The following is an 18334-nucleotide window of genomic DNA, read 5'->3' as shown; positions in this document are numbered from 1 at the left end:
GTGACGTCATAGGCTATAGTGAAGTTGAAGAGGGGGGTGAATTAAAATGAAATGAAAAAACGTGGGTTATTTTAGCTATTATTTTTATTGGAATATTAGCTACACTGGCTTTAATAGGCTTTCCCTTCAAAGACGATGGTTCGATGAGTGGCTTTGTTACAGATGAAGGACAAAGAGGAAAATGCTAAATCTTATGTTGAAGCGATGAGCCATTTACCTGAACCAGTAGAATCCAAAATGGTCAGCACTGATTTTGGTGAGGTTCAGCTCTACAAATTTCAGGGAAATGACACACCAGATAAAACACTATTGTAGGGATCTTCTACACCAATGCGGGAAGTCAACTTAAGTGATTTCTTAGAACACCGTCCTGTGTACACGCTTGATTTGATAGGAGAACCAGTATTAAGTACAGAAGGAGTAACAACCCGAACCATCCAGTATTATAATAATAAAGGGATTTTGAAGGCAAAACGATATGAACTGGGATACGGAGTTTATTCAATTATTAAATTTAACCACTCTCCTAATCGGAAAACTGAATCTCTTTTGTTTCCTTAAGAGCAGCAAAAGCATTACCCAATACCTCATTGTGATGATCAATGATTTGTTTAGCACTTAAGGTATGGGTATCCCATGTCCCGTGGGCATCTTTGACAAGTGTGACATTATAACCGAGACTAAATGCACGGCGACTCGTAGTATCTACGCAATACTCGGTCTGATTTCCGACAATAACAAGATTTTGGATTTGCTCTGCATTAAGTTTTTCATGAAGTACGGTTTCATGAAAAGAATCCGGAGTATGTTTTTGGATCACTAGTTCTCCTTCATTTGGAGAGATTAAAGAATGAATTTCCCACGAAGGAGTTCCAGTTATGAATTCTTCATCATTATGTTGGACAAAAAAGACAGGGACGTTAGCAGTACGTGCCTTATCAATTAAGTCCTGAAGATTTCTAAGAAGCTGTTCACCTTCGTATATCGGATTAGATTCGTCAAATATGGCATTTTGAACATCAATAACCACCAAAGCAGTCTTTTGCAATCTTAACCTCATCCTTATAATTAAAGTACTAAAGTAAGTATTCAACATTATTAGTAAAAAACATCCCCCAATTGCTTTGAAATATGGTCTTTTTCCAAAATACCAGGCATTATCAATTCCTGAGCCCTATAAACGGAAGTTTGGAGTCACAAAATTGATTTCTAAAAGAAGTTTTTCTTGCAATTAGAATACTTTCCACGTACTATTTAGTTAATTAAGTATTTTTCTAAATAATGAATGGTGGAAAACAAATTGGATCCTACACGTACCTTTAAAGCGCTGGCCGATGATACGCGTCGAGATATTCTTGAATTACTTCGGGAAAAGGATATGACAGCGGGTGAAATTGCTGATGCCTTTGAGATGACTAAACCAAGTATTTCCAATCACTTGAGCCTCTTGCACGGTGCCGATCTCGTATATCGGGAGAAACGCGGGCAGTATGTCGTGTATTCGTTGAATATGACATTATTCCATGAAGTGGTCTTGTGGTTACAAAAATTGAGCCAGTAGGAGTGAGTAGATGAAGAAGAATGGCTGGGCAATGATATGGGTACTTGCGACGTTAGTAAGTGCTGTGATGTTACATCCTGTAAATGATACATCTTTAGGGTTCTGGATTACGGGGCAGCCGGTTAATTTTGGAGAATTACAGACGACACTGCTTTTCCCACTTCTCTCAATCGGCATTTTCACTTTATTTTTAGGATTACGCTATTTTAACACCTTAAGTCCAAAACACATTCCGCTTTTCCAGACGGTTCGAAACAATGTGTTGTTTCTCCTGTTCGGAGTGCAGGTGATATTGTACGGATACGCGAATGGTTGGTTCACAACGCCTTATGTTGGGATCGTCTTCCTGGTTGCCTGGCTCTATATCATAATCGGCAACCAGCTCCCGCGCCTAGATAAGGATTATTCCTTTTCTACATCGATATCCATTAAGGATCCTCAGAAGGTCAGGACGATGACGAAAAAGCTGGGTTTGGTTTTTTTCATTACCGGGCTCATTCTTCCACTAATCGTGCTCTTCCCACCACACCTTCATATGATCAGTTTCTCATTAATTATGGTTGTTAGCGCGTTTTCACAAATGATGATTGTGTTAAAAAACATCCCCCCTGTTGCAAAAGCCAACCATTAATCGTTAGAACAACAATCAGAACAAAATTGTCAAATCAAACCTACTTTTGACCACAATACGATTTGGCTCTTTTCAAAAATAGCGGGCGCAATTATTCCACTTTTGCGCCCGATTGCTTAAGATCGATGCTTTCAAAAAGACCATCAAAAATGGTTTTACAGTTTATCACTCAGTAAAGACAGCAAGATTCTCCAGTGTAGACCTTAAACCTGTGTCATGATCCTCCTTTCGTATTCCTTCAGGTACGTTCTCACAAACGACAGTAACCTTTGTGCCTTCTGAATTTGCTTCCAAGAGCCATTTCTGTATCATCTCCCCCGAGAACGCTAGGTCCTCGGAATCGAACTTTACAGTTTGTACAATTCGATTGTCTGGAACCAACTCCAAAAACTTCATTTGGGTTACGTCGGTGTTTTCTGAAGTTTTGCCAGGGGTTGAGAGTTCCATTTCGTAGGTGAGGGTCAATCTATAAGTTCCGCCTTCGCGGGGATCAAACGTGTCAATATGACCCGACATTCCTTTCGGTGGAAGCCACGAAACCAGAGCTTCCGGACTCAAGAATGCCTGATAGATGGTTTGCGGTGATGCCATGATCACTCTTGAAGCAGAATCTGTCCTCTTGTTACTTGATGCATTCGCCATGATAAACTCCTCCTTATTGACGTTCTGTCACTGAGTCTTTTATTAAAGTTTATTACATATGAATGCTAAAAATTTCTTCTCTATTGCCCAAAAACTCTTCTTTTATTTAATAATCTGGCCCTTACATAAAGATAGAGCGCAATTCTTATTCTGGAAATGCGCCCGATTGTTGAAAATATTTAAGATTAATAATGCCTACGATAAATTCTTGGTGTAATTCCTAATATGAATGTAGTAAGGCTTTTTCTTTAATGCACTGCTTAAACTCCCAAGAGATCCGTTTTGATGATTAATGAAGCTCAATATCCTCTTTCACCTAATCGACAATATCACTTTTGTACCTTTCGCATCCAGCCTGCAAAAACACCGATTCTTTTATATTTTATATATAGAATCAGTGTTTCTTCGCTTTTAATTATTGTTTTCGTAAAATTTTCTCCATCGCTTTTCCCTTTGCTAATTCATCGATCAGTTTATCCAAATAGCGAATTTCCTGCATAGTTGGTTCTTCGATGTCTTCCACTCGGACACCGCAGACCACCCCTTTGATCAAAGCCCGCGAAGGATTCAGTTGGGGAGCTTCCGCAAAGAAGGTCTCAAAGTCTGTCTGTTTTTCCAGTTGCGTTTCTAACTCTTCCTGGCTATACCCTGTCAACCAACGGATGATTTCATCGACTTCTGTTTTCGTACGTCCTTTTTTCTCCGCCTTCGTAACGTAATGGGGATAGACACTTGCGAAACTCATTGTATAGATATGATGTTTGGTCATGATACACATCCTCGTTTATATGGTTTTCTTTATTCTATCACGAAAATAGTCGGACAACACCTAACGCAGTAATTGTTCCACTGTACTAAATGAACTGTCATCCCCCATAAAAATAAAAGACCGCTATGCGGTTTTTCTTAAGAGTTAAGAAATTAAAAAAAATCTACGTTTCGATGTCTAGCTCCAGGCGCCATTCGCGATAGTCGGGCGCCTTGCGACTTTTCTTGTTTATTCTCTGGGATGTATACACCCTTTTTTATCGACAATTATGCCTAACCTATGCCATGAAAAGTAGTTACGTATTTCATAAATTATGTTCAACATTATTGTATTCCTTAAATGTAACCTGTCCATTCAAGGGGACCTGTGTTCTTCAACAATCTGGCCCGATTGTTGAAGAACCATCTACCCAAGACTGTAAACAACTTTTTCCGTAGTAAAGAACTTTATTGTCACGGAACAGTACCGCTTTTGTCGTAACGCTATCAATCTCCGTCTTTTACCCTCTTCATAATATTTCGAATCGCTTTTTTAAAATGAGCTCGCTCCTGAGAGGAAACTTCTTTATTTCCGTACCGTACTTTGTCATACGTTTGTAACACCGTTTCTTTATCAGAAGAATCGGCAGGTAAACTAGACAGCCAATCTTCAGCTGTTTGAGAAGCTTTTCGTCCCGCGCCCTTTTTAGCAAGTGTGGATTCAAATTTGTAAAATTGACGTCGCACCTCGTGATTAGGAATCAGGTGATTTTTAAAGTTTTTCCATGAAGACGTTGAAGGTTGTAAGGTAATCAATTGTTCATCAAACGCTTCGATTTGCATTTTTTGGGAAGTCTCATTCTTCACTTTCTTAATGAGAATGATAAAGACTATAATTAGCAGGATCGATGAAAGGATCCAATAAAATGTCATTGACCCTATAAACGTCTCATCGACATCAACTTCATGGAAAAGTATTTCCTCGTCCTTACCCTTTTCTCCCTCATCCATACTTTCTTCTTCCAACGGTTGATCGTATATATTCATCAGGGAAAACAAATAAAGAATTGGGCTGAAAAGAAAGCCAATGCCGATCGTGACCATACGTGTCAGAAAAAGAATGGCTTTCGTAAAAAGAGGAGCAAACACACCAGCGGCTAATGCTAATGTACCGACGGAAAGTAAAATAATCATCGTCCAGCGTACGTGATGCTTTTTGTGTTCCGTATGAACACTTGAACGAGTCATGTTTGAGAGTGTGATGACTAAAAGCGCTCCGAAAAATTGTACGGTTGTTAGAATAAGAACTAACGTCTGATAAGGGGCATGTTGAAATGCAACATAGTAAATGCACCCGACTAATAATGTAAGGAGAAAAATTCTAATTTCATTTCCCTCTGTGTCGTTTCTCGTACTTACATATACACGCCAATAAATTGCTAGAGCCAGAAGCAAGGCGATAAAGGGATGGAATCCGACGAGTATGCCAATGCCGAATACAAAAGGTAACGATCCAAACGTAAATCCGACTTTTCTCATCTTGGTAAGAAACCCATAAATGATTAACCCACCAGTCACGACCGTTGTCACAAACGGGAGGACTGGAGGAAACCCCGGATCAGCCATATAATTTGGAAACAAGATGATATAAAGTAAGAGCATTTCTAAACTAAACCGCAACCCCGTGACGGCTTTACGTTGCCAATTGTTCATTTTGTTCAACTCCATTCTCACACCTTGCTTTGACCGGATAAATTTTTACTCCTGATCGCTTGGCTTGCTGGTAGAAGTGGTCCTCTGTTTGACCGTATGCACCAAAATGGAAGATAGCATGTTTTTTTTCCGAGCGGTTCAAGAAAACATTATAAAGCATCGCTTCCTCTAATATGGTCACTTGTCCATGACGCAATCGAGCTAATAATTCCAATGTTTTCATTAAATGATGTTTCCCTTCACCAGCAGGTAGGTGGAGGCCGGACTCTGAGCCAGGAACTTTTACGTTAATAAATAGTTCAAAGCTAATATTATTTGTCGTGGCAAAACGAGCCGTATAGGCTACTTGGCTAAGAACTTCTTCCAGGTTTTCAATTGTTGGCTTTAAATAATCTTCTCCTCGGATATTCAAAATGAGAGTCCATTTTGAGAGCATCACATTTTCATAGACTTTCGTTTGTAAATCTCCTGTTCTTGCAGTCGCTTTCCAATTTACCCGGTTAAAGGGGTCACCTGATATGTAATCCCGGGTTCCTCTTGTCATCGTTACATCTTCATACAGGGAGAAGGGCTGCGTGTGATTCCCTCTTTCCTGTAAGTAAAGTTTTTCAAGATGGCCAATGGGTGAGAGAGTAGGATATACGATGATTTCCCCACGAAAGGACCCTTGGTATTGAAGACGAACAGAGCTTAGCTTAAAGGCGTCATATATGATTAATTCGATTGTTCGCACTTGGGCCGTCCCACGCTTTACAGCTGTCACCTTCGTTTTGAAGTGACGCCTCGCACTCGCTGGAATATTGAACGGGTTCTTGTAGCTTGAAGGCAATGCATCCTTGTCATCCCTGTCTATAATGGAGACGGATTCATCGTGATCATAAAGGTAATACCCCCATTTGCCGTTAAAGATAGGAAGCTTACCGCGATTTTCAATGGGAATGGCGATCTCACCTTCTTCATCTGGAAACAAGCGCAGGGTTATGGTTTCATACGGTATGACCAGGTTTGCGGTTACATAGTTGAGATACCATTTGTTAATAAAAATAAACAGAATAAAAAAGACGGCTAGGCTAAATAGCAGCATATCTCTTAAAATGATCGAGAGAATGACAAGAAAAGGCACGACCCCACCAAGTACACTGTACGTTTTAGAGTAGTGAACCTCTTTTACCCATTGTGAAATCATTCTACGTACCCCTGTTCAACAGGCGCTTCAATCTCCCGTAAAATACGTGTTAAGACATCAGATTTTGTCTTCGTCATCGAACTCTCTAATGTAAGAACAAGCCGGTGGGAAAGGACGTAAGGTGCGAGTTGTTTTACATCTTCAGGTGTCACATATTCACGCCCTTGTAAATAAGCTCGAGCTTGCAGGCTACGCATGAAAGCAAGCGTTCCACGAGGACTGACTCCGACTTCTACATCTTCTGATTCTCTCGTCGCGTGAATGATGGTTAAAAGATAGTCTTCCAATGGCTCGTGAATCAGAATCTTACCAACTTCATTTTTCATATGTAAAAGGTCCGCCGAGTTTACCACCGAGGAAAGATTCTCAAACGGATTCTTCCCTTTATACAATTGAAGCATCGTTTTTTCTTCAGATTTTTTCGGATAGCCAACCTTCATTTGCATTAAAAACCGATCCATTTGCGCTTCAGGTAAAGCAAACGTTCCTTGTTGGGATTCGATTGGATTTTGCGTTGCGATGACGATAAAAGGCTGTGGAAGCTGAAGTGTCTCACCATCAATCGTCACTTGTGATTCTTCCATTACTTCCAGCAAACTGGATTGTGTTCTTGGCGTTGCGCGGTTAATTTCATCAGCCAAAAGGACATTTGTCATCACTGGTCCCGGGCGCATTTCAAATTCTTGGTCTTTCGGGTTAAAAAACTGCACACCTGTCACATCACTTGGGAGAACATCAGGGGTAAATTGAATCCTGTTAAAATCGACTTTCATCAGGTTTGCCATTGATTTTGCGAGCATCGTTTTTCCAGTGCCGGGCACATCTTCAAGAAGTACGTGTCCTCCGCTTAGCAAACTGATGATAATTAATTCGACCATTTCATCCTTTCCTACTAGGACTTTTCCTATTTGATTTTTCATTTGTTCGAGTGTTTCGGTTTGTGTTGTCAATGTTATTGCCCCTTTGTATTTTCTTTCTATTATACCAAATTTATCAATATTTAAAATATTATGTTTTTCAGGCATGTTAAAAAAGGCTGCCTTATAGGGGCAACCTTAATATAGGAGATATAGTGTGTTACGAGAGTAGCTGATTACGGCATTTCATCAATTCAAGTTGTTCTGGTAACGTCGTTGTTGTTACTATTTTGTGCTCTAAAACTCTTTGTTGTTGATATGAGGAGAACTGCTGTAATGTGTGATCGATAAATGCAGGATGACACATCACTTCGACTACATTACTTTCGGTTCTATTTAATTTTACAAAGAAGTCAGGTGTAACACCCTCACTGTAAAATGACGCATTGAATTCATCGGATAATAGCTTCACATCGCTTGGTACTTCATCTTGATTAAACACGTGCCTGACTGGTAGTTGATGTTTCCTTGCTAGCTTAAACGTAGATTCTCTTAAAGGTGCCCAGCCGTGAATGTGATGATGACTGTCTAGATGAGTTGGTACAAGACCATGTTGAAAAAAACGGTCGATTTGTGCTTCCCATTCTCGTTCTACTTCTTGAATATCTAGGTCAAAAGGATGAGAGGCATAGGCATTTGTTAATTTAAAGTTACCTTTTTCATTGGTGAGACTAGGGACATCCGTTCGTAATGGCTTACCACAAGATAAAACTAAATGAACGCCTACCCCAAGTTTCGGATGAGATTTCATGAGTTCAAAAGCATGCTCTGAGCTAGCCATATTCGTGAGCATCGTCGTTGAGTTTACAAATCCATTTCTATGTGCATCGATAATGCCATAATTGACCCCAGGTGACAATCCGAAATCGTCTGCATTAATAATAATCTTCATTATTTCCTCCTACTCATGATAATTTCTTTCAATGACAAAGCTGGCCCGTTTTCCGTGGAAGAAGGCCTTTGAATACTCAATGATGTTTCCATTTTTGTTATAAGCAAACGTTTCAATTTGGAAACAAGGAGTCCCAACGTGCGTTTCTAGCATTTTAGCTATTTTTTCATCTGCCAAAATGATCTGCAGATTTTCCTCTGTCTTTAAAATTTCAATATCAAATTGAGATTTTAACAAGCTATATAATGATTTTTCGCATTCTTCTTTTTGTAACCCAGGTGTTTCTCTCCAAGGCAAATAAGCAATTTCATACTGCAATGGTAAATCATCAGCATAACGAATTCGCTCTAGTTTATTAACGGGATCATTTTCATTGAGACGAAAGATATCTTGTAGTAACAAATTTGCAGGTACTACCGTTAAATGAAGGACCTTGATCTTAGGCGTCTTGCCTTGAAGCTGAAGCTGTTCACTGTATCCGCCTTTTGTTGCTGTTAGCGTTTGTTTTACTTTGTTGTTCGCAACAAACGTTCCTCGCCCTTGGATTCGATATACGTATCCTTCGATTGTTAGTTGTTGTAGAGCGTTTCGGACAGTTGTTCGGCTTACTTGATATTTTTTGCAAAACTCTGCTTCTGTTACGGAAGCACTACTTAAGTTTGGTCCTCATAAGAAAGTGATTGGTGTTTGTAATATTCCATTCAATATGAGAACGAGCGCAGCAGAGATTCTCAATTGTGAAGTAAAAGATACCGAAATTGAATTTGTAGGGTTGAACCACTTTGTCTTTGGCAAACGGGTAATGGTAAAGGGGAAAGATCGAACACAAGAAGTGTTGGAAAAACTAGTGAACAATGATATGGACTATTCACCGGCAAATATTGTGTCCCTTGGTTGGTCCCCGGCATTTATTGAAGCGTTAAACATGTTACCGAATCCTTATCATCAATATTATTTTCAAACCGATAAAATACTTAAAAAAGACCTTGAAGCTTATGAGGAAAACGGAACTCGGGCAAAAGTTGTCATGGAAGTTGAAAAAGAGTTGTTTAAAACATATCAAGATTTCAGCCTTAAAGAGAAACCTGCAGAGTTAGAGAAACGCGGGGGCGCTTTCTATAGTGACGCTGCATGTAATCTCATTGAGAGCTTGTATACAAATAAATCAGATATTCAAACGTTAAACATTCAAAACCGGGGAGCGATTTCTGACTTGCCAGCTGATAGTGTGATTGAAGTAAATGCGATTGTCACAACAGATGGACCAAGGCCAATAACTGTTGGCCTATTACCATCTTCAGTAAAAGGGTTAATTGTACAAATGAAAGCGTTTGAAGAACTTGTTATTGAAGCAGCAATTTCAGGGGAATATCTGAAGGCATATCAAGCAATTGTAATGAATCCGCTAGTCGATAGTGAAAAGAAAGCCAAAGCGATTTTAAACGAAATGCTTGATGCACATAAAGAGTATTTACCTCAATTTTAGGGAGGAGAGGGGTTTTAAATCATGATGGATAAAGTTATGCAATGGATGGAACGCTATTTTATTCCCGTAGCTGGTCGAATTGGTTCTCAGCGTCATTTAGTTGCTGTCCGGGATGGTTTTGTATCAATTATGCCGTTAATTATCATCGGCTCCTTTGCGATTTTAATTAATAATTTTCCCGTGCCTGCTTTTCAAAATTTTATGGCTAATATATTCGGGGGCAACTGGACGGCCATAGGCGGGAATGTCTGGGATGGTTCATTTGCTATACTTAGTTTATTGGTGGTTGGATCCATAAGTTATCATTTAGCAAGATCATATAATACGGATGGATTAGCTGCTGCTCTAGTATCAATAGCTTCATATATTATCTTGACGCCAGCTACGCCCGATTGGGGTATAGCATTTGAGTGGACGGGTGCGCAAGGTTGTTCGTGGCTGTTATTACGTCTCTTGTTGTAACTGAATTATTTCGTATATTACTCCAATCTAAATTTACAATTAAGATGCCAGAAGGTGTACCTGAAGGGGTCATCAAGTCGTTTAGAGCATTAATTCCTGCAGCGATTATTCTAGTTATGATGGGGTTTATTCAAACCTTCATTATGGCGTGGACAGATGGAAGTCTGCATGAGCTTGTGTTTAGTACGATTCAGGAGCCTTTACAAGCCTTGTCGAACACGTTGCCGACAGCGATTATCATTGCTTTTCTAAATCATTGCTCTGGTTCTTCGGTTTACATGGTACAAACATTTTAGGACCTGTCATTGATTCTATTTATCTACCACTTATTGAAGAAAATCAACGGATATTTTCTACTGGTGTAAGTGCCTATGATGTTCCATATATCATTACGAAACCTTTCTTCGATGCTTATGTATTTACGGGTGGGTCAGGTACGACATTGGCATTAATCATTGCTATTTTCTTTGTTTCCTACTCTAAACATTATCGAACGATTGGTAAGCTATCAGCACCAGCAGGAGCCTTTAATATTAATGAACCTGTTCTATTTGGACTACCAATTGTACTTAACCTGTAATGTTGATACCGTTTATTTTTATCCCTGTCCTATTAACGATCACTTCCTTTTTCGCAATTGACCTCGGGTTGGTGCCAAAAACAGTAGCGATTTTACCTTGGACAACACCACCGATAATAAGTGGCTACCTTGTAACAGGAGGTTCGATCAATGGGATTATTCTCCAAGTGTTTAATTTGTTGCTAGCGATTGTTCTTTACATTCCATTTTTAAAAGCAGCAGAAAAAGCTGAACAAAAGAAACAAGAACTTATAAAGGAAAGAGAAAGAGAGGAGCCAAAAGCATGACTGATACGAAAGAGAAATCATTAGAGGAAATTTCATTCCAAATCATCCTTCATTCAGGTAATGCGAGATCATTTGCAATGGAAGCTATGCAATTAGGGAAAAAAGGACGGTTTTCCGAGGCTGATGAAAAGTTAAAGTTAGCAAACGATGAGTTTCATGAGGCACACCATGTACAAACATCCCTGCTTACAAAAGAATCGACAGGTGAAGGGGTTTCACCAAATGTATTACTCATTCATGCACAAGATCATCTTATGAATGCAATGACGGTGAAGGATTTGGCATTAGAAATCATTGAACTACACCAAAAATTCGATCAGGGAGGGCATTAATATGAAAATTATGTTAGTATGTTCAGCAGGAATGTCTACAAGTATGCTCGTTAATAAAATGAGAGAAGCAGCAAAACAACAGGGAATTGAAACTACAATTGATGCGACAGCCGAAGCGGGATTAGCGAATCAGCTTGATTCTACAGACGTTATTTTAATCGGACCTCAAGTTCGTTATTTGCAAGCGCAAATTACCAAAAAAGCAGAGCCACATGGAGTGCAGGTCGATGTCATCGATTCTATGGCTTACGGAACAATGAACGGAGAGAAAGTTCTCGAACAAGCAAAAAAACTTTTAGGATAATGGTGAAGAGTCCCTGGTACATATACATGTATCGGGGTTTTTGTTTGGGGGCCTGATCATACTGCGATAAAAAGGTCAATAGCTGCAGTTTCCTTCGAATCAAGAAGGGTCTAAAGTTAGTTCATTTTTACTACAACTTTTACTTCTTCTGCATTCTTTTAAAAGCTTCAATAAAATCAGCTGGATCTTCTTTTACCATATAAGAATATACACCTTTACTTGTATGAAGATAAAGCAGTCCTTCTTCTCTTATCATCGAGCGGTATGAAACGTCAAAAACATGTTCAAACTTAAACTCTCTGTGAGCTGTGGTGATTTTTTCTTCCGTCATTTTAATCGTCCGTTCAAGTTCGATCGTTTTTTGTTCGATACTGTTTGTAATTTTTTCCATCTTTATATAAGGTTGTGTGATTGGTTTTTTCAATGATTGCACCTTCTTTCGCTAATCTTTTCTTTAATTTTAAAGGCAAGACCAAGTAAATACAAATAAAGTATAAGACTAAACAAATACAAATGATTAATGTAACTTTTTTATCATACATTCGTAAAAAATAGTGGAGAAGTTCAAGCGACATAAATTATTTTACAAAACACTTATCTGAAAAAGTATTTTGCGATAAGATAAATGTATTAGAAATTGTCGAAAAAGTCCGAATCCGTTGAGGTGAAAAAAATTGATCAATGAAGCCACACTTATCGTTATGTTAATAGTATTGTTTTTCCTTATTTTTGTGAGCGTCGGGTATTTGTTTTTTGTTGTAATTGAAAAACTTCAGATGACTAAAATAAAGACGACGGTTTATATCTTTGCACTTATGATTGTTTCTTTTATTGTTTCTATAGGAATTTATCATTTTATTGTCGGACCGCTCGTTGACCCGGCTCACATGCAAATTGATAATTTACGAAATTATAGTTTTTACTACGTTATTGGTTGGAATGCATATTTCGCTGTATTAACGACTATTTTATTTTTGCTTGCCCTTGGCCATCATGTTTATGCGGTGAAAAAAGAGCGGGACTATTTTACAAAACAGAGCTGATTAGAGGCAAGTGGGACGCTGACGACTATAGGATAAAAATACTATACTTGAGACATAAAACCTTTATTTGTCTGCAAATATACGTAAAAACATGACTATTTACTGGTAATATTTTCACTTATTACATAAAAAATACTTCGGTATCCTAAAGGTAATCTTATTGAAGAGGGGTGCTGATTTTGAAAAGATCATTGTTGCAAAAAGTTACTTTAAGTACTCTTTGTTTTTCGCTAATTGGGACAAGCGTAGCGTTAGCATGTAGTGATGCCCAAAAAGGGACGATTGAAGCAGGTCCTGCTGATTTTCCAGATGGGTATGAGAAAGTCGAAGGATCAAAGAATTTTCAACATCTTCAAGAAGTTGCTGCGGTCCCGTTAGAAGAACGTAAGGATGCTTCAGTGACAACTGCCGATGTTTTTGCTCACAAAGGCTATGCCTATTTAGGAACACATCGTGGTCAAATGACAAATGAAGGTGTCCGGATTTTTGATATGAAGGATCCAGCGAACCCTGAGGAAGTTGCAGTGATTGCAAATGATCTTCCAGGAACGTGGCAAGAAAAGGTTATCGTAGAGTCTGTTAGTACCCCGGATTTTCGCGGGGATGTAGCAGCGGTAAGCGTTCAAAAAATCCAAGGATACAATGGAGATGATCAGGTTGACCATGGCGGTGTCGTTCTTTATGATGTTACGCAGCCTGAAGCCCCGGAAAAATTAGGCTTTTGGGAAACCCCGGAAGAGCTACCGACTGGGACACATGAGCACTGGGTAACAACGCATGGCAACCAAGTTCTTTTACTTGCAACGAATTATATGGCTCACCGTTACCATGACGATGGAGTAGATGTGCACGACTTCTCAATTGTTGATATTTCAGATCCAGCTAACCCAGTAGAACTGTCAAATTGGGACCCAACAGAAGTGGATGACCCTTATTTTGATGGTAGTTACCAATATACTGATGGTGAAGGTGCTTCTCGTACCGTCTTTTTACACAGTGTGATCACTGACCAAACAGGTAAATACGCTTATTTATCTTATTGGGATCTAGGAACCGTGATTTTAGATATTAGTGATCCGGAAAACCCTGAGTACTTAGGACGTACAAAGTTTGAACGAGATGTGCAGGGAGCTGCTCACTCTGCGGCTCTAGCAAAAGGCGGGAATTATCTTATTGAGGCACGTGAAGTCTTTAACCCGGACCCTCATGATGATGAATTTGAACGTGGGTGGGGATACGTACGAATCTACGATATTAAAGATAAAACAAACCCTGAGCTTGTGAGTACGTTTAGAACTTTGAACTCGATGGTTCAAATTGACCCTGATGAGCGCGAACCAGGTACTTATACGGTTCACGACCCAAAAGTCAGAGGAAACACACTTTACTTGTCACATTATTCAGATGGCATTCGAATGGTAGATATTACTGATATTGAAAACCCTGAAGAAGTCGGTTCATACGTATCTGAAGGTGCGAATGTATGGGGAGTGTTTGTGGATCGTAACTATATTCTCGCATCAGATATGGGACAAGGACTGAAAGTTTTACAAAAGCGTGGAAATGGACAGTCCAATACAGGTTCATACTTGGCAAAACCATAGGAAGAATGTGTTTCAACTATATCAACGAAGCGTCTGTCCAGCTGTGGGCAGGCGCTTTGTTTATTAATAGTTTTAAAAGGTGACAAGAAGTGGAATAGGTAAAAATATAACATGAGGAGGAGAGTCACGAGATGAGACACTTTATGGCGTTTGGATTGATTCTATTACTAGCAGCATGTGGTGCTGATGAAACAGCAGAGGAACAAGACGAAGATGAAAAAGAGAACGAAGTGACTGATGAGGAACGTGTAAATATTTCAATAGACGATTGGGAGGTCGAAACGGTAGCGGCGAATTTATCGATTCCGTGGGATATTAACTATTCAGACGGACAATTCATTATGACAGAACGAGAAGGGTATATTGTGACTGTTAATGAAGATCGGGAAATTGATCGATCTGAAGTTGAGACGTCTGATCCGGTGCATCATGAAGGTGAGGCGGGCCTTTTGGGAATGGTACTTGATGATGATTTTTCACAATCGAGTAAAGCGTTTCTTTATTATACTTATAAAGGAGAAAATGGCCTTATTTTTAACAGAGTTGTCAGTGTTTTACGAGAAGGAAATGATTGGATCGAGCAAGACATCGTACTCGATGATATTCCCGGAGACAGAATACATAACGGTGGGCGGATAGCGATCGGACCTGACGGATACCTTTATGTGACGACAGGCGATGCAAATAATCCAGAGTTAAGTCAAGAACCTGAGGATCTGGCTGGGAACATCTTGAGAATGACGTTAGATGGGGAAATACCTGAAGATAACCCTCTGGAAAACTCGTATGTATATTCGTATGGTCATCGTAATCCACAAGGAATGGCCTGGAGTGATAACACCTTATACAGCTCAGAGCACGGTCCGGTCGCTCATGATGAAATCAATATAATTGAAGCGGGAAAAAATTACGGCTGGCCTGTCATTGAAGGAGACGAGGAGGCTGCTGATATGGAAAGTCCGCTTGTCCATTCCGGTGAAGAAACATGGGCTCCTTCAGGGATGACATGGTGGAATGACACCTTGATCGTAGCTGGGTTACGAGGTGGAAGCTTATATCAAATGGATGAAGACTCAGAAGAGATGATAGTTATTTTTGAAGGAGAGGGAAGAATTCGCGATGTGTTTGCTCATGAGGGGGAGCTTTATGTGATCACCAATAACACAGATGGAAGAGGGAATCCTCAAAGTGATGATGATCGACTACTTCGTTTAACATTATCGGAATAAAAAAGTAGAGGCTGTCTGTTGGCAGCTCTACTTTTTACTTATTTATTGAGCGCTTTTGTTTGCTTAATCGCAGTATTTTTCATATTTACCCACGATGAGAAGAGAGTGTGAGTTTTAATAAAAGCATTCCATTCCGGTGAGGATTCAATTTCACGTTGCGCTTTTGCCGTATCAATCGGGATTCCACTTGCTTCAACCATATCATCAAAATGGTCAAATTCAGTGTACGTTTTCATAAATTGGCTATCAAACAATTCTTCGAGGAACCTAGGCCCAGTCTTCACTTGAGCTGATCTTCTATTAATCATTCATCTCCCCCCCTAACTTTCATGCCAGTAGTTATCTTTACTAGTATTATAGGCAACCCCTAATCTCTTTATGCCATAAGTATGATTTTAAGCTTAAAAGGTATACTTTTTTAGAATACCACTAGATAAAAAAGACTAAACATTTTTACATGAATAAAGTCCTATTTAGGTGTGATTCCACTGTTCATAATAATAAAACCTAGCTCGGAATTTTCCTGAGCTAGGCTTTTCTTAGCTAATCTAAGAATCTTTTGCGTATTTCTTTTGAGGGGAGATTACAACTAGCTTTTTTTCCAAACCATTTATACCGGTTTGTGGCTATGATGTCGTAAATGAAATCTCTAAAAGGTCGTGGAATAATTGTGAGAAAAGAAAAGATCTTCCAAACACCCGTTAGTTTTCTGCATACTCTTAACGCTGCCGTCGATTTGATGTAGCCTCGCTTGTTTTCTAATAAAACAAAACTGTCTGTATCTTTATCTATTCCGTATTCATCTAAAAGATTTTGTCCGGTCTCACTTTGAAGAGAGGAAAAGTAGAAATGCCCGTGTAGGTCTCTTTGTAGAATAAATTGGACACTGTGGTCACAAAAATGGCACTCACCATCAAATAAAATTATATTCCTAGTCATTCCATCACACCTTAATGAGTTGGTATGCAGTCTCCTTTTAAAAGTATATCAATAAAAAACGTGCATTGAAAATGAATAGTGCCTTGCTAACGCAATCTCGGCTAAGGTGAATGAAGGACTTATATTTTTACTAGAAAGTCAGCGTAATTTAATAATTGTTGAGCATTTCTTTGCAATCCTTTCTTGCCGTAAGACTTTTCAAAAGAAACCTTTGCACTTTTCGAATTGGACTCTATAAACCAGATATTTTCATCTTTGTCGATTCCAAAGTCAATTCCCATTTCCCCAAAACGCCCGTAGGCATCTTCTAATGCTGTATAAATCGCTAGTAAAAATGTCTCTGCTTTTTCTTTTAGCTCTATTATTTGTTCGTTAGTATAATCGAGCTCAGTTCGTAAAAAATCTTCAAAAGGCAGGGCGATTGAGTGAACAGTAATCGGCGACTTTTTTTGCCCGACTCTAGCTGAAATTCCGGTGATTTCTATGTGATCTTCCCCAGTTCGTTGGACTTCTGCTCGGAAATCAATGCTGCGATTTTCTTTTTCCAGTAAATCAATCCCTTTTTGGGCAATGTAACTTTTATTACGAAAAAAATGGTTGAGTGGTTTTTTTAATTGACGAGGATGTGTGACATGGTGCGCTCGTAATCGACTTCGAAAGTAACTATATTCATATATTTTGTTATCTGTTTCTTTGACCTTTACAATACCTCTCCCTAAGCTGCTGAGTACCTTTTTTAAATAGATGACGTGATAAGTCTGTAAAAAACGGTTGACATCCTCAAACGTTTTGACCTCTTTTGTTGGTGGTAAGTAGTGCCGGACAGTTTTGTTTTTTATTAATCGTTTGTAAACGTCTAGTTTATCAAATGAGGATAGGGCGTTTATGGAGGGGATCTGCAGCTTTTTAAATGTTGCTCTAATACGATCAATCTGTTTATTTTGTAAATAGATTCTCTCGTAAAAAACATTTGGGAATGGAAAGAGAGCCGTTTCCCATTTGTCTTTTTTTTCATTCCATTGAAGACCATTGATAATTTGCCGTTTTTGTAAATCGACGTCTTCAGGAGAAAAAAAGAAAAGATGAATATCTGATAAAGCTGCTTCTTTGGCTAGGGTATAAAAAAATGAATATCTTTTATGAGTTGATCGTTTCTTTTTTAAAACTTTTTTGTGGTTGGCGGATAAGAAAACGCCAAAAAAAATGCCTTCTTCTGTCTGGTCGGACATAAATAACTCCTTTCCGCTACTCCCTGTTAATAAAGTATGTTGCACATGTCATTTCGGTAACCGGAAAGGGTAGTTTCTGTTTGGAGTTTTAGATAGAGGAATTTACAGATGAGCGGGGAAAAGCCATGTTCGATGGGCTTTAGAAGTATAGACCGGGTCGGCCTATTAATCGGATCATGGTCATAAAAAAAACTCGGCGTTAACCGAGTTTTCATGTTAAGTATATAGCGATTACTCGTCGTCTTCAACGTCGTCTTCTAGGTCCTCTTCGCCTTCACCATCTAGGTCGGCATCGTCTTCTACACCTGTGTCAACGTCTCCGTCAACTGGATCTTCTTCAGCGTCTCCACATGCTGCTAATACGCTTAGTGCTAGGACAGAAGCTAGTGTTAATTTCATGTACTTTTTCATTAGATATACCCCCTAAGTTTTGTAAAGCTCAAACAAAATATTACACCCGTGTCAAAACTTATACAATAGAAAATTGCTACTTTTTACTTTTTCACACAATCGTATACATTTTTTTAGATTGTGGAATGGCTATTCATTT

General features: G+C 39.0%; 21 protein-coding genes and 2 pseudogenes. 10 read left to right on the top strand and 13 right to left on the bottom strand.

Translation table 11 applies throughout. The features are described 5' to 3' along the window. Positions 1–162: 162 nt before the first annotated feature. Positions 163–315: a hypothetical protein gene (locus tag CDZ94_RS21300; RefSeq protein ID WP_157812122.1), complete on the top strand. Its 153-nt coding sequence runs from the start codon at positions 163–165 to the stop codon at positions 313–315. Positions 316–526: 211 nt separating this feature from the next. On the opposite strand, the gene CDZ94_RS09200 is transcribed toward CDZ94_RS21300, so the two are convergent. Then, positions 527–1048, bottom strand: coding sequence for a cysteine hydrolase family protein (locus CDZ94_RS09200; RefSeq protein ID WP_425352531.1), 522 nt, complete (start codon positions 1046–1048; stop codon positions 527–529). A gap of 237 nt (positions 1049–1285) precedes the next feature. On the opposite strand from CDZ94_RS09200, the gene CDZ94_RS09195 reads away from it, so the two are divergent. Continuing rightward, on the top strand, positions 1286–1561 hold the full coding sequence (locus CDZ94_RS09195; protein ID WP_096436369.1) for an autorepressor SdpR family transcription factor: 276 nt from the start codon (positions 1286–1288) through the stop codon (positions 1559–1561). Between the two features lie 10 nt (positions 1562–1571). After that, on the top strand, positions 1572–2192 hold the full coding sequence (locus CDZ94_RS09190; protein WP_096436367.1) for a hypothetical protein: 621 nt from the start codon (positions 1572–1574) through the stop codon (positions 2190–2192). A 165-nt stretch (positions 2193–2357) separates the two neighbouring features. Here CDZ94_RS09190 and CDZ94_RS09185 read toward each other — a convergent pair whose 3' ends face one another. The 7 genes from CDZ94_RS09185 to CDZ94_RS21680 form a co-directional block, all read right to left on the bottom strand. Next, the gene (locus CDZ94_RS09185; RefSeq protein WP_096436365.1) at positions 2358–2834 is read right to left on the bottom strand and encodes an SRPBCC domain-containing protein; all 477 of its coding nucleotides are present in this window, start codon (positions 2832–2834) and stop codon (positions 2358–2360) included. Positions 2835–3249: 415 nt separating this feature from the next. Then, positions 3250–3603: a DUF2200 domain-containing protein gene (locus CDZ94_RS09180; RefSeq protein WP_096436363.1), complete on the bottom strand. Its 354-nt coding sequence runs from the start codon at positions 3601–3603 to the stop codon at positions 3250–3252. Positions 3604–4088: 485 nt separating this feature from the next. Continuing rightward, the gene (locus CDZ94_RS09175) at positions 4089–5294 is read right to left on the bottom strand and encodes a DUF4129 domain-containing protein (RefSeq protein ID WP_157911729.1); all 1206 of its coding nucleotides are present in this window, start codon (positions 5292–5294) and stop codon (positions 4089–4091) included. After that, entirely contained in the window at positions 5275–6480 is a 1206-nt protein-coding gene (locus CDZ94_RS09170; protein ID WP_096436359.1) for a DUF58 domain-containing protein, read from the bottom strand. Before CDZ94_RS09170 ends, CDZ94_RS09175 begins: the two co-directional genes overlap by 20 nt. After that, the gene (locus CDZ94_RS09165) at positions 6477–7400 is read right to left on the bottom strand and encodes an AAA family ATPase (RefSeq protein WP_096440704.1); all 924 of its coding nucleotides are present in this window, start codon (positions 7398–7400) and stop codon (positions 6477–6479) included. Before CDZ94_RS09165 ends, CDZ94_RS09170 begins: the two co-directional genes overlap by 4 nt. A gap of 157 nt (positions 7401–7557) precedes the next feature. Then, positions 7558–8292, bottom strand: a complete 735-nt coding sequence (gene chbG / locus CDZ94_RS09160; protein ID WP_157812151.1) for a chitin disaccharide deacetylase — start codon at positions 8290–8292, stop codon at positions 7558–7560. A 6-nt stretch (positions 8293–8298) separates the two neighbouring features. After that, positions 8299–8835, bottom strand: a complete 537-nt coding sequence (locus tag CDZ94_RS21680) for a GntR family transcriptional regulator (RefSeq protein ID WP_280951884.1) — start codon at positions 8833–8835, stop codon at positions 8299–8301. A gap of 70 nt (positions 8836–8905) precedes the next feature. Here CDZ94_RS21680 and CDZ94_RS09150 point away from each other — a divergent pair. The 4 genes and pseudogenes from CDZ94_RS09150 to CDZ94_RS09135 form a co-directional block, all read left to right on the top strand. Beyond that, a pseudogene (locus tag CDZ94_RS09150) lies at positions 8906–9775 on the top strand (family 4 glycosyl hydrolase); the annotation flags it as partial. A 24-nt stretch (positions 9776–9799) separates the two neighbouring features. Beyond that, positions 9800–11104: pseudogene (locus CDZ94_RS09145) on the top strand (PTS sugar transporter subunit IIC). Then, a complete protein-coding gene (locus CDZ94_RS09140; protein WP_096436353.1) occupies positions 11101–11436 on the top strand; it encodes a PTS lactose/cellobiose transporter subunit IIA in 336 nt (111 codons plus the stop codon). Before CDZ94_RS09145 ends, CDZ94_RS09140 begins: the two are co-directional and overlap by 4 nt. Before the next feature lies 1 nt (position 11437). Next, positions 11438–11740 carry a PTS sugar transporter subunit IIB gene (locus CDZ94_RS09135; protein WP_096436351.1) on the top strand — a complete coding sequence of 101 codons (303 nt, stop codon included), beginning with the start codon at positions 11438–11440 and terminating at the stop codon, positions 11738–11740. A gap of 139 nt (positions 11741–11879) precedes the next feature. Here the strand turns inward: CDZ94_RS09135 and CDZ94_RS09130 are convergent, their stop codons facing one another. Next, a complete protein-coding gene (locus tag CDZ94_RS09130) occupies positions 11880–12164 on the bottom strand; it encodes a hypothetical protein (RefSeq protein WP_232735707.1) in 285 nt (94 codons plus the stop codon). Positions 12165–12414: 250 nt separating this feature from the next. Between CDZ94_RS09130 and CDZ94_RS09125 the strand changes: the two genes are divergently transcribed. From CDZ94_RS09125 to CDZ94_RS09115, 3 genes are all read left to right on the top strand, one after another. Continuing rightward, positions 12415–12783, top strand: a complete 369-nt coding sequence (locus tag CDZ94_RS09125) for a hypothetical protein (RefSeq protein WP_096436349.1) — start codon at positions 12415–12417, stop codon at positions 12781–12783. Positions 12784–12953: 170 nt separating this feature from the next. Further along, a complete protein-coding gene (locus tag CDZ94_RS09120; RefSeq protein ID WP_425352530.1) occupies positions 12954–14387 on the top strand; it encodes an LVIVD repeat-containing protein in 1434 nt (477 codons plus the stop codon). Positions 14388–14518: 131 nt separating this feature from the next. Beyond that, a complete protein-coding gene (locus CDZ94_RS09115; protein ID WP_096436347.1) occupies positions 14519–15616 on the top strand; it encodes a PQQ-dependent sugar dehydrogenase in 1098 nt (365 codons plus the stop codon). Between the two features lie 38 nt (positions 15617–15654). Here the strand turns inward: CDZ94_RS09115 and CDZ94_RS09110 are convergent, their stop codons facing one another. The 4 genes from CDZ94_RS09110 to CDZ94_RS09095 all read right to left on the bottom strand — a co-directional run bounded on the left by CDZ94_RS09110 (position 15655) and on the right by CDZ94_RS09095 (position 18195). Further along, positions 15655–15924: a hypothetical protein gene (locus CDZ94_RS09110; RefSeq protein WP_096436345.1), complete on the bottom strand. Its 270-nt coding sequence runs from the start codon at positions 15922–15924 to the stop codon at positions 15655–15657. Between the two features lie 235 nt (positions 15925–16159). Continuing rightward, positions 16160–16555 carry a thiol-disulfide oxidoreductase DCC family protein gene (locus CDZ94_RS09105; protein WP_096436343.1) on the bottom strand — a complete coding sequence of 132 codons (396 nt, stop codon included), beginning with the start codon at positions 16553–16555 and terminating at the stop codon, positions 16160–16162. A gap of 119 nt (positions 16556–16674) precedes the next feature. Next, a complete protein-coding gene (locus tag CDZ94_RS09100) occupies positions 16675–17784 on the bottom strand; it encodes a YheC/YheD family endospore coat-associated protein (protein WP_096436341.1) in 1110 nt (369 codons plus the stop codon). Positions 17785–18015: 231 nt separating this feature from the next. Beyond that, on the bottom strand, positions 18016–18195 hold the full coding sequence (locus CDZ94_RS09095) for a hypothetical protein (protein ID WP_096436339.1): 180 nt from the start codon (positions 18193–18195) through the stop codon (positions 18016–18018). Positions 18196–18334: the final 139 nt, after the last annotated feature.

Origin of the sequence: Alteribacter populi (assembly GCF_002352765.1) — a bacterium.
GTDB lineage: Bacteria > Bacillota > Bacilli > Bacillales > Salisediminibacteriaceae > Alteribacter > Alteribacter populi.
This window is presented reverse-complemented; position numbering and strand designations above follow the sequence as displayed.

What these genes read in the sequence shown, in the direction of transcription:
- CDZ94_RS21300 (WP_157812122.1), top strand. Translation starts at nt 163, where the DNA reads ATGAAGGACAAAGAGGAAAATGCTAAATCTTATGTTGAAGCGATGAGC.
- CDZ94_RS09195 (WP_096436369.1), top strand. Translation starts at nt 1,286, where the DNA reads ATGGTGGAAAACAAATTGGATCCTACACGTACCTTTAAAGCGCTGGCC.
- CDZ94_RS09190 (WP_096436367.1), top strand. Translation starts at nt 1,572, where the DNA reads ATGAAGAAGAATGGCTGGGCAATGATATGGGTACTTGCGACGTTAGTA.
- CDZ94_RS09185 (WP_096436365.1), bottom strand. Translation starts at nt 2,834, where the DNA reads ATGGCGAATGCATCAAGTAACAAGAGGACAGATTCTGCTTCAAGAGTG.
- CDZ94_RS09180 (WP_096436363.1), bottom strand. Translation starts at nt 3,603, where the DNA reads ATGACCAAACATCATATCTATACAATGAGTTTCGCAAGTGTCTATCCC.
- CDZ94_RS09175 (WP_157911729.1), bottom strand. Translation starts at nt 5,294, where the DNA reads ATGAACAATTGGCAACGTAAAGCCGTCACGGGGTTGCGGTTTAGTTTA.
- CDZ94_RS09170 (WP_096436359.1), bottom strand. Translation starts at nt 6,480, where the DNA reads ATGATTTCACAATGGGTAAAAGAGGTTCACTACTCTAAAACGTACAGT.
- CDZ94_RS09165 (WP_096440704.1), bottom strand. Translation starts at nt 7,400, where the DNA reads ATGAAAAATCAAATAGGAAAAGTCCTAGTAGGAAAGGATGAAATGGTC.
- CDZ94_RS09140 (WP_096436353.1), top strand. Translation starts at nt 11,101, where the DNA reads ATGACTGATACGAAAGAGAAATCATTAGAGGAAATTTCATTCCAAATC.
- CDZ94_RS09135 (WP_096436351.1), top strand. Translation starts at nt 11,438, where the DNA reads ATGAAAATTATGTTAGTATGTTCAGCAGGAATGTCTACAAGTATGCTC.
- CDZ94_RS09115 (WP_096436347.1), top strand. Translation starts at nt 14,519, where the DNA reads ATGAGACACTTTATGGCGTTTGGATTGATTCTATTACTAGCAGCATGT.
- CDZ94_RS09110 (WP_096436345.1), bottom strand. Translation starts at nt 15,924, where the DNA reads ATGATTAATAGAAGATCAGCTCAAGTGAAGACTGGGCCTAGGTTCCTC.
- CDZ94_RS09105 (WP_096436343.1), bottom strand. Translation starts at nt 16,555, where the DNA reads ATGACTAGGAATATAATTTTATTTGATGGTGAGTGCCATTTTTGTGAC.
- CDZ94_RS09100 (WP_096436341.1), bottom strand. Translation starts at nt 17,784, where the DNA reads ATGTCCGACCAGACAGAAGAAGGCATTTTTTTTGGCGTTTTCTTATCC.
- CDZ94_RS09095 (WP_096436339.1), bottom strand. Translation starts at nt 18,195, where the DNA reads ATGAAAAAGTACATGAAATTAACACTAGCTTCTGTCCTAGCACTAAGC.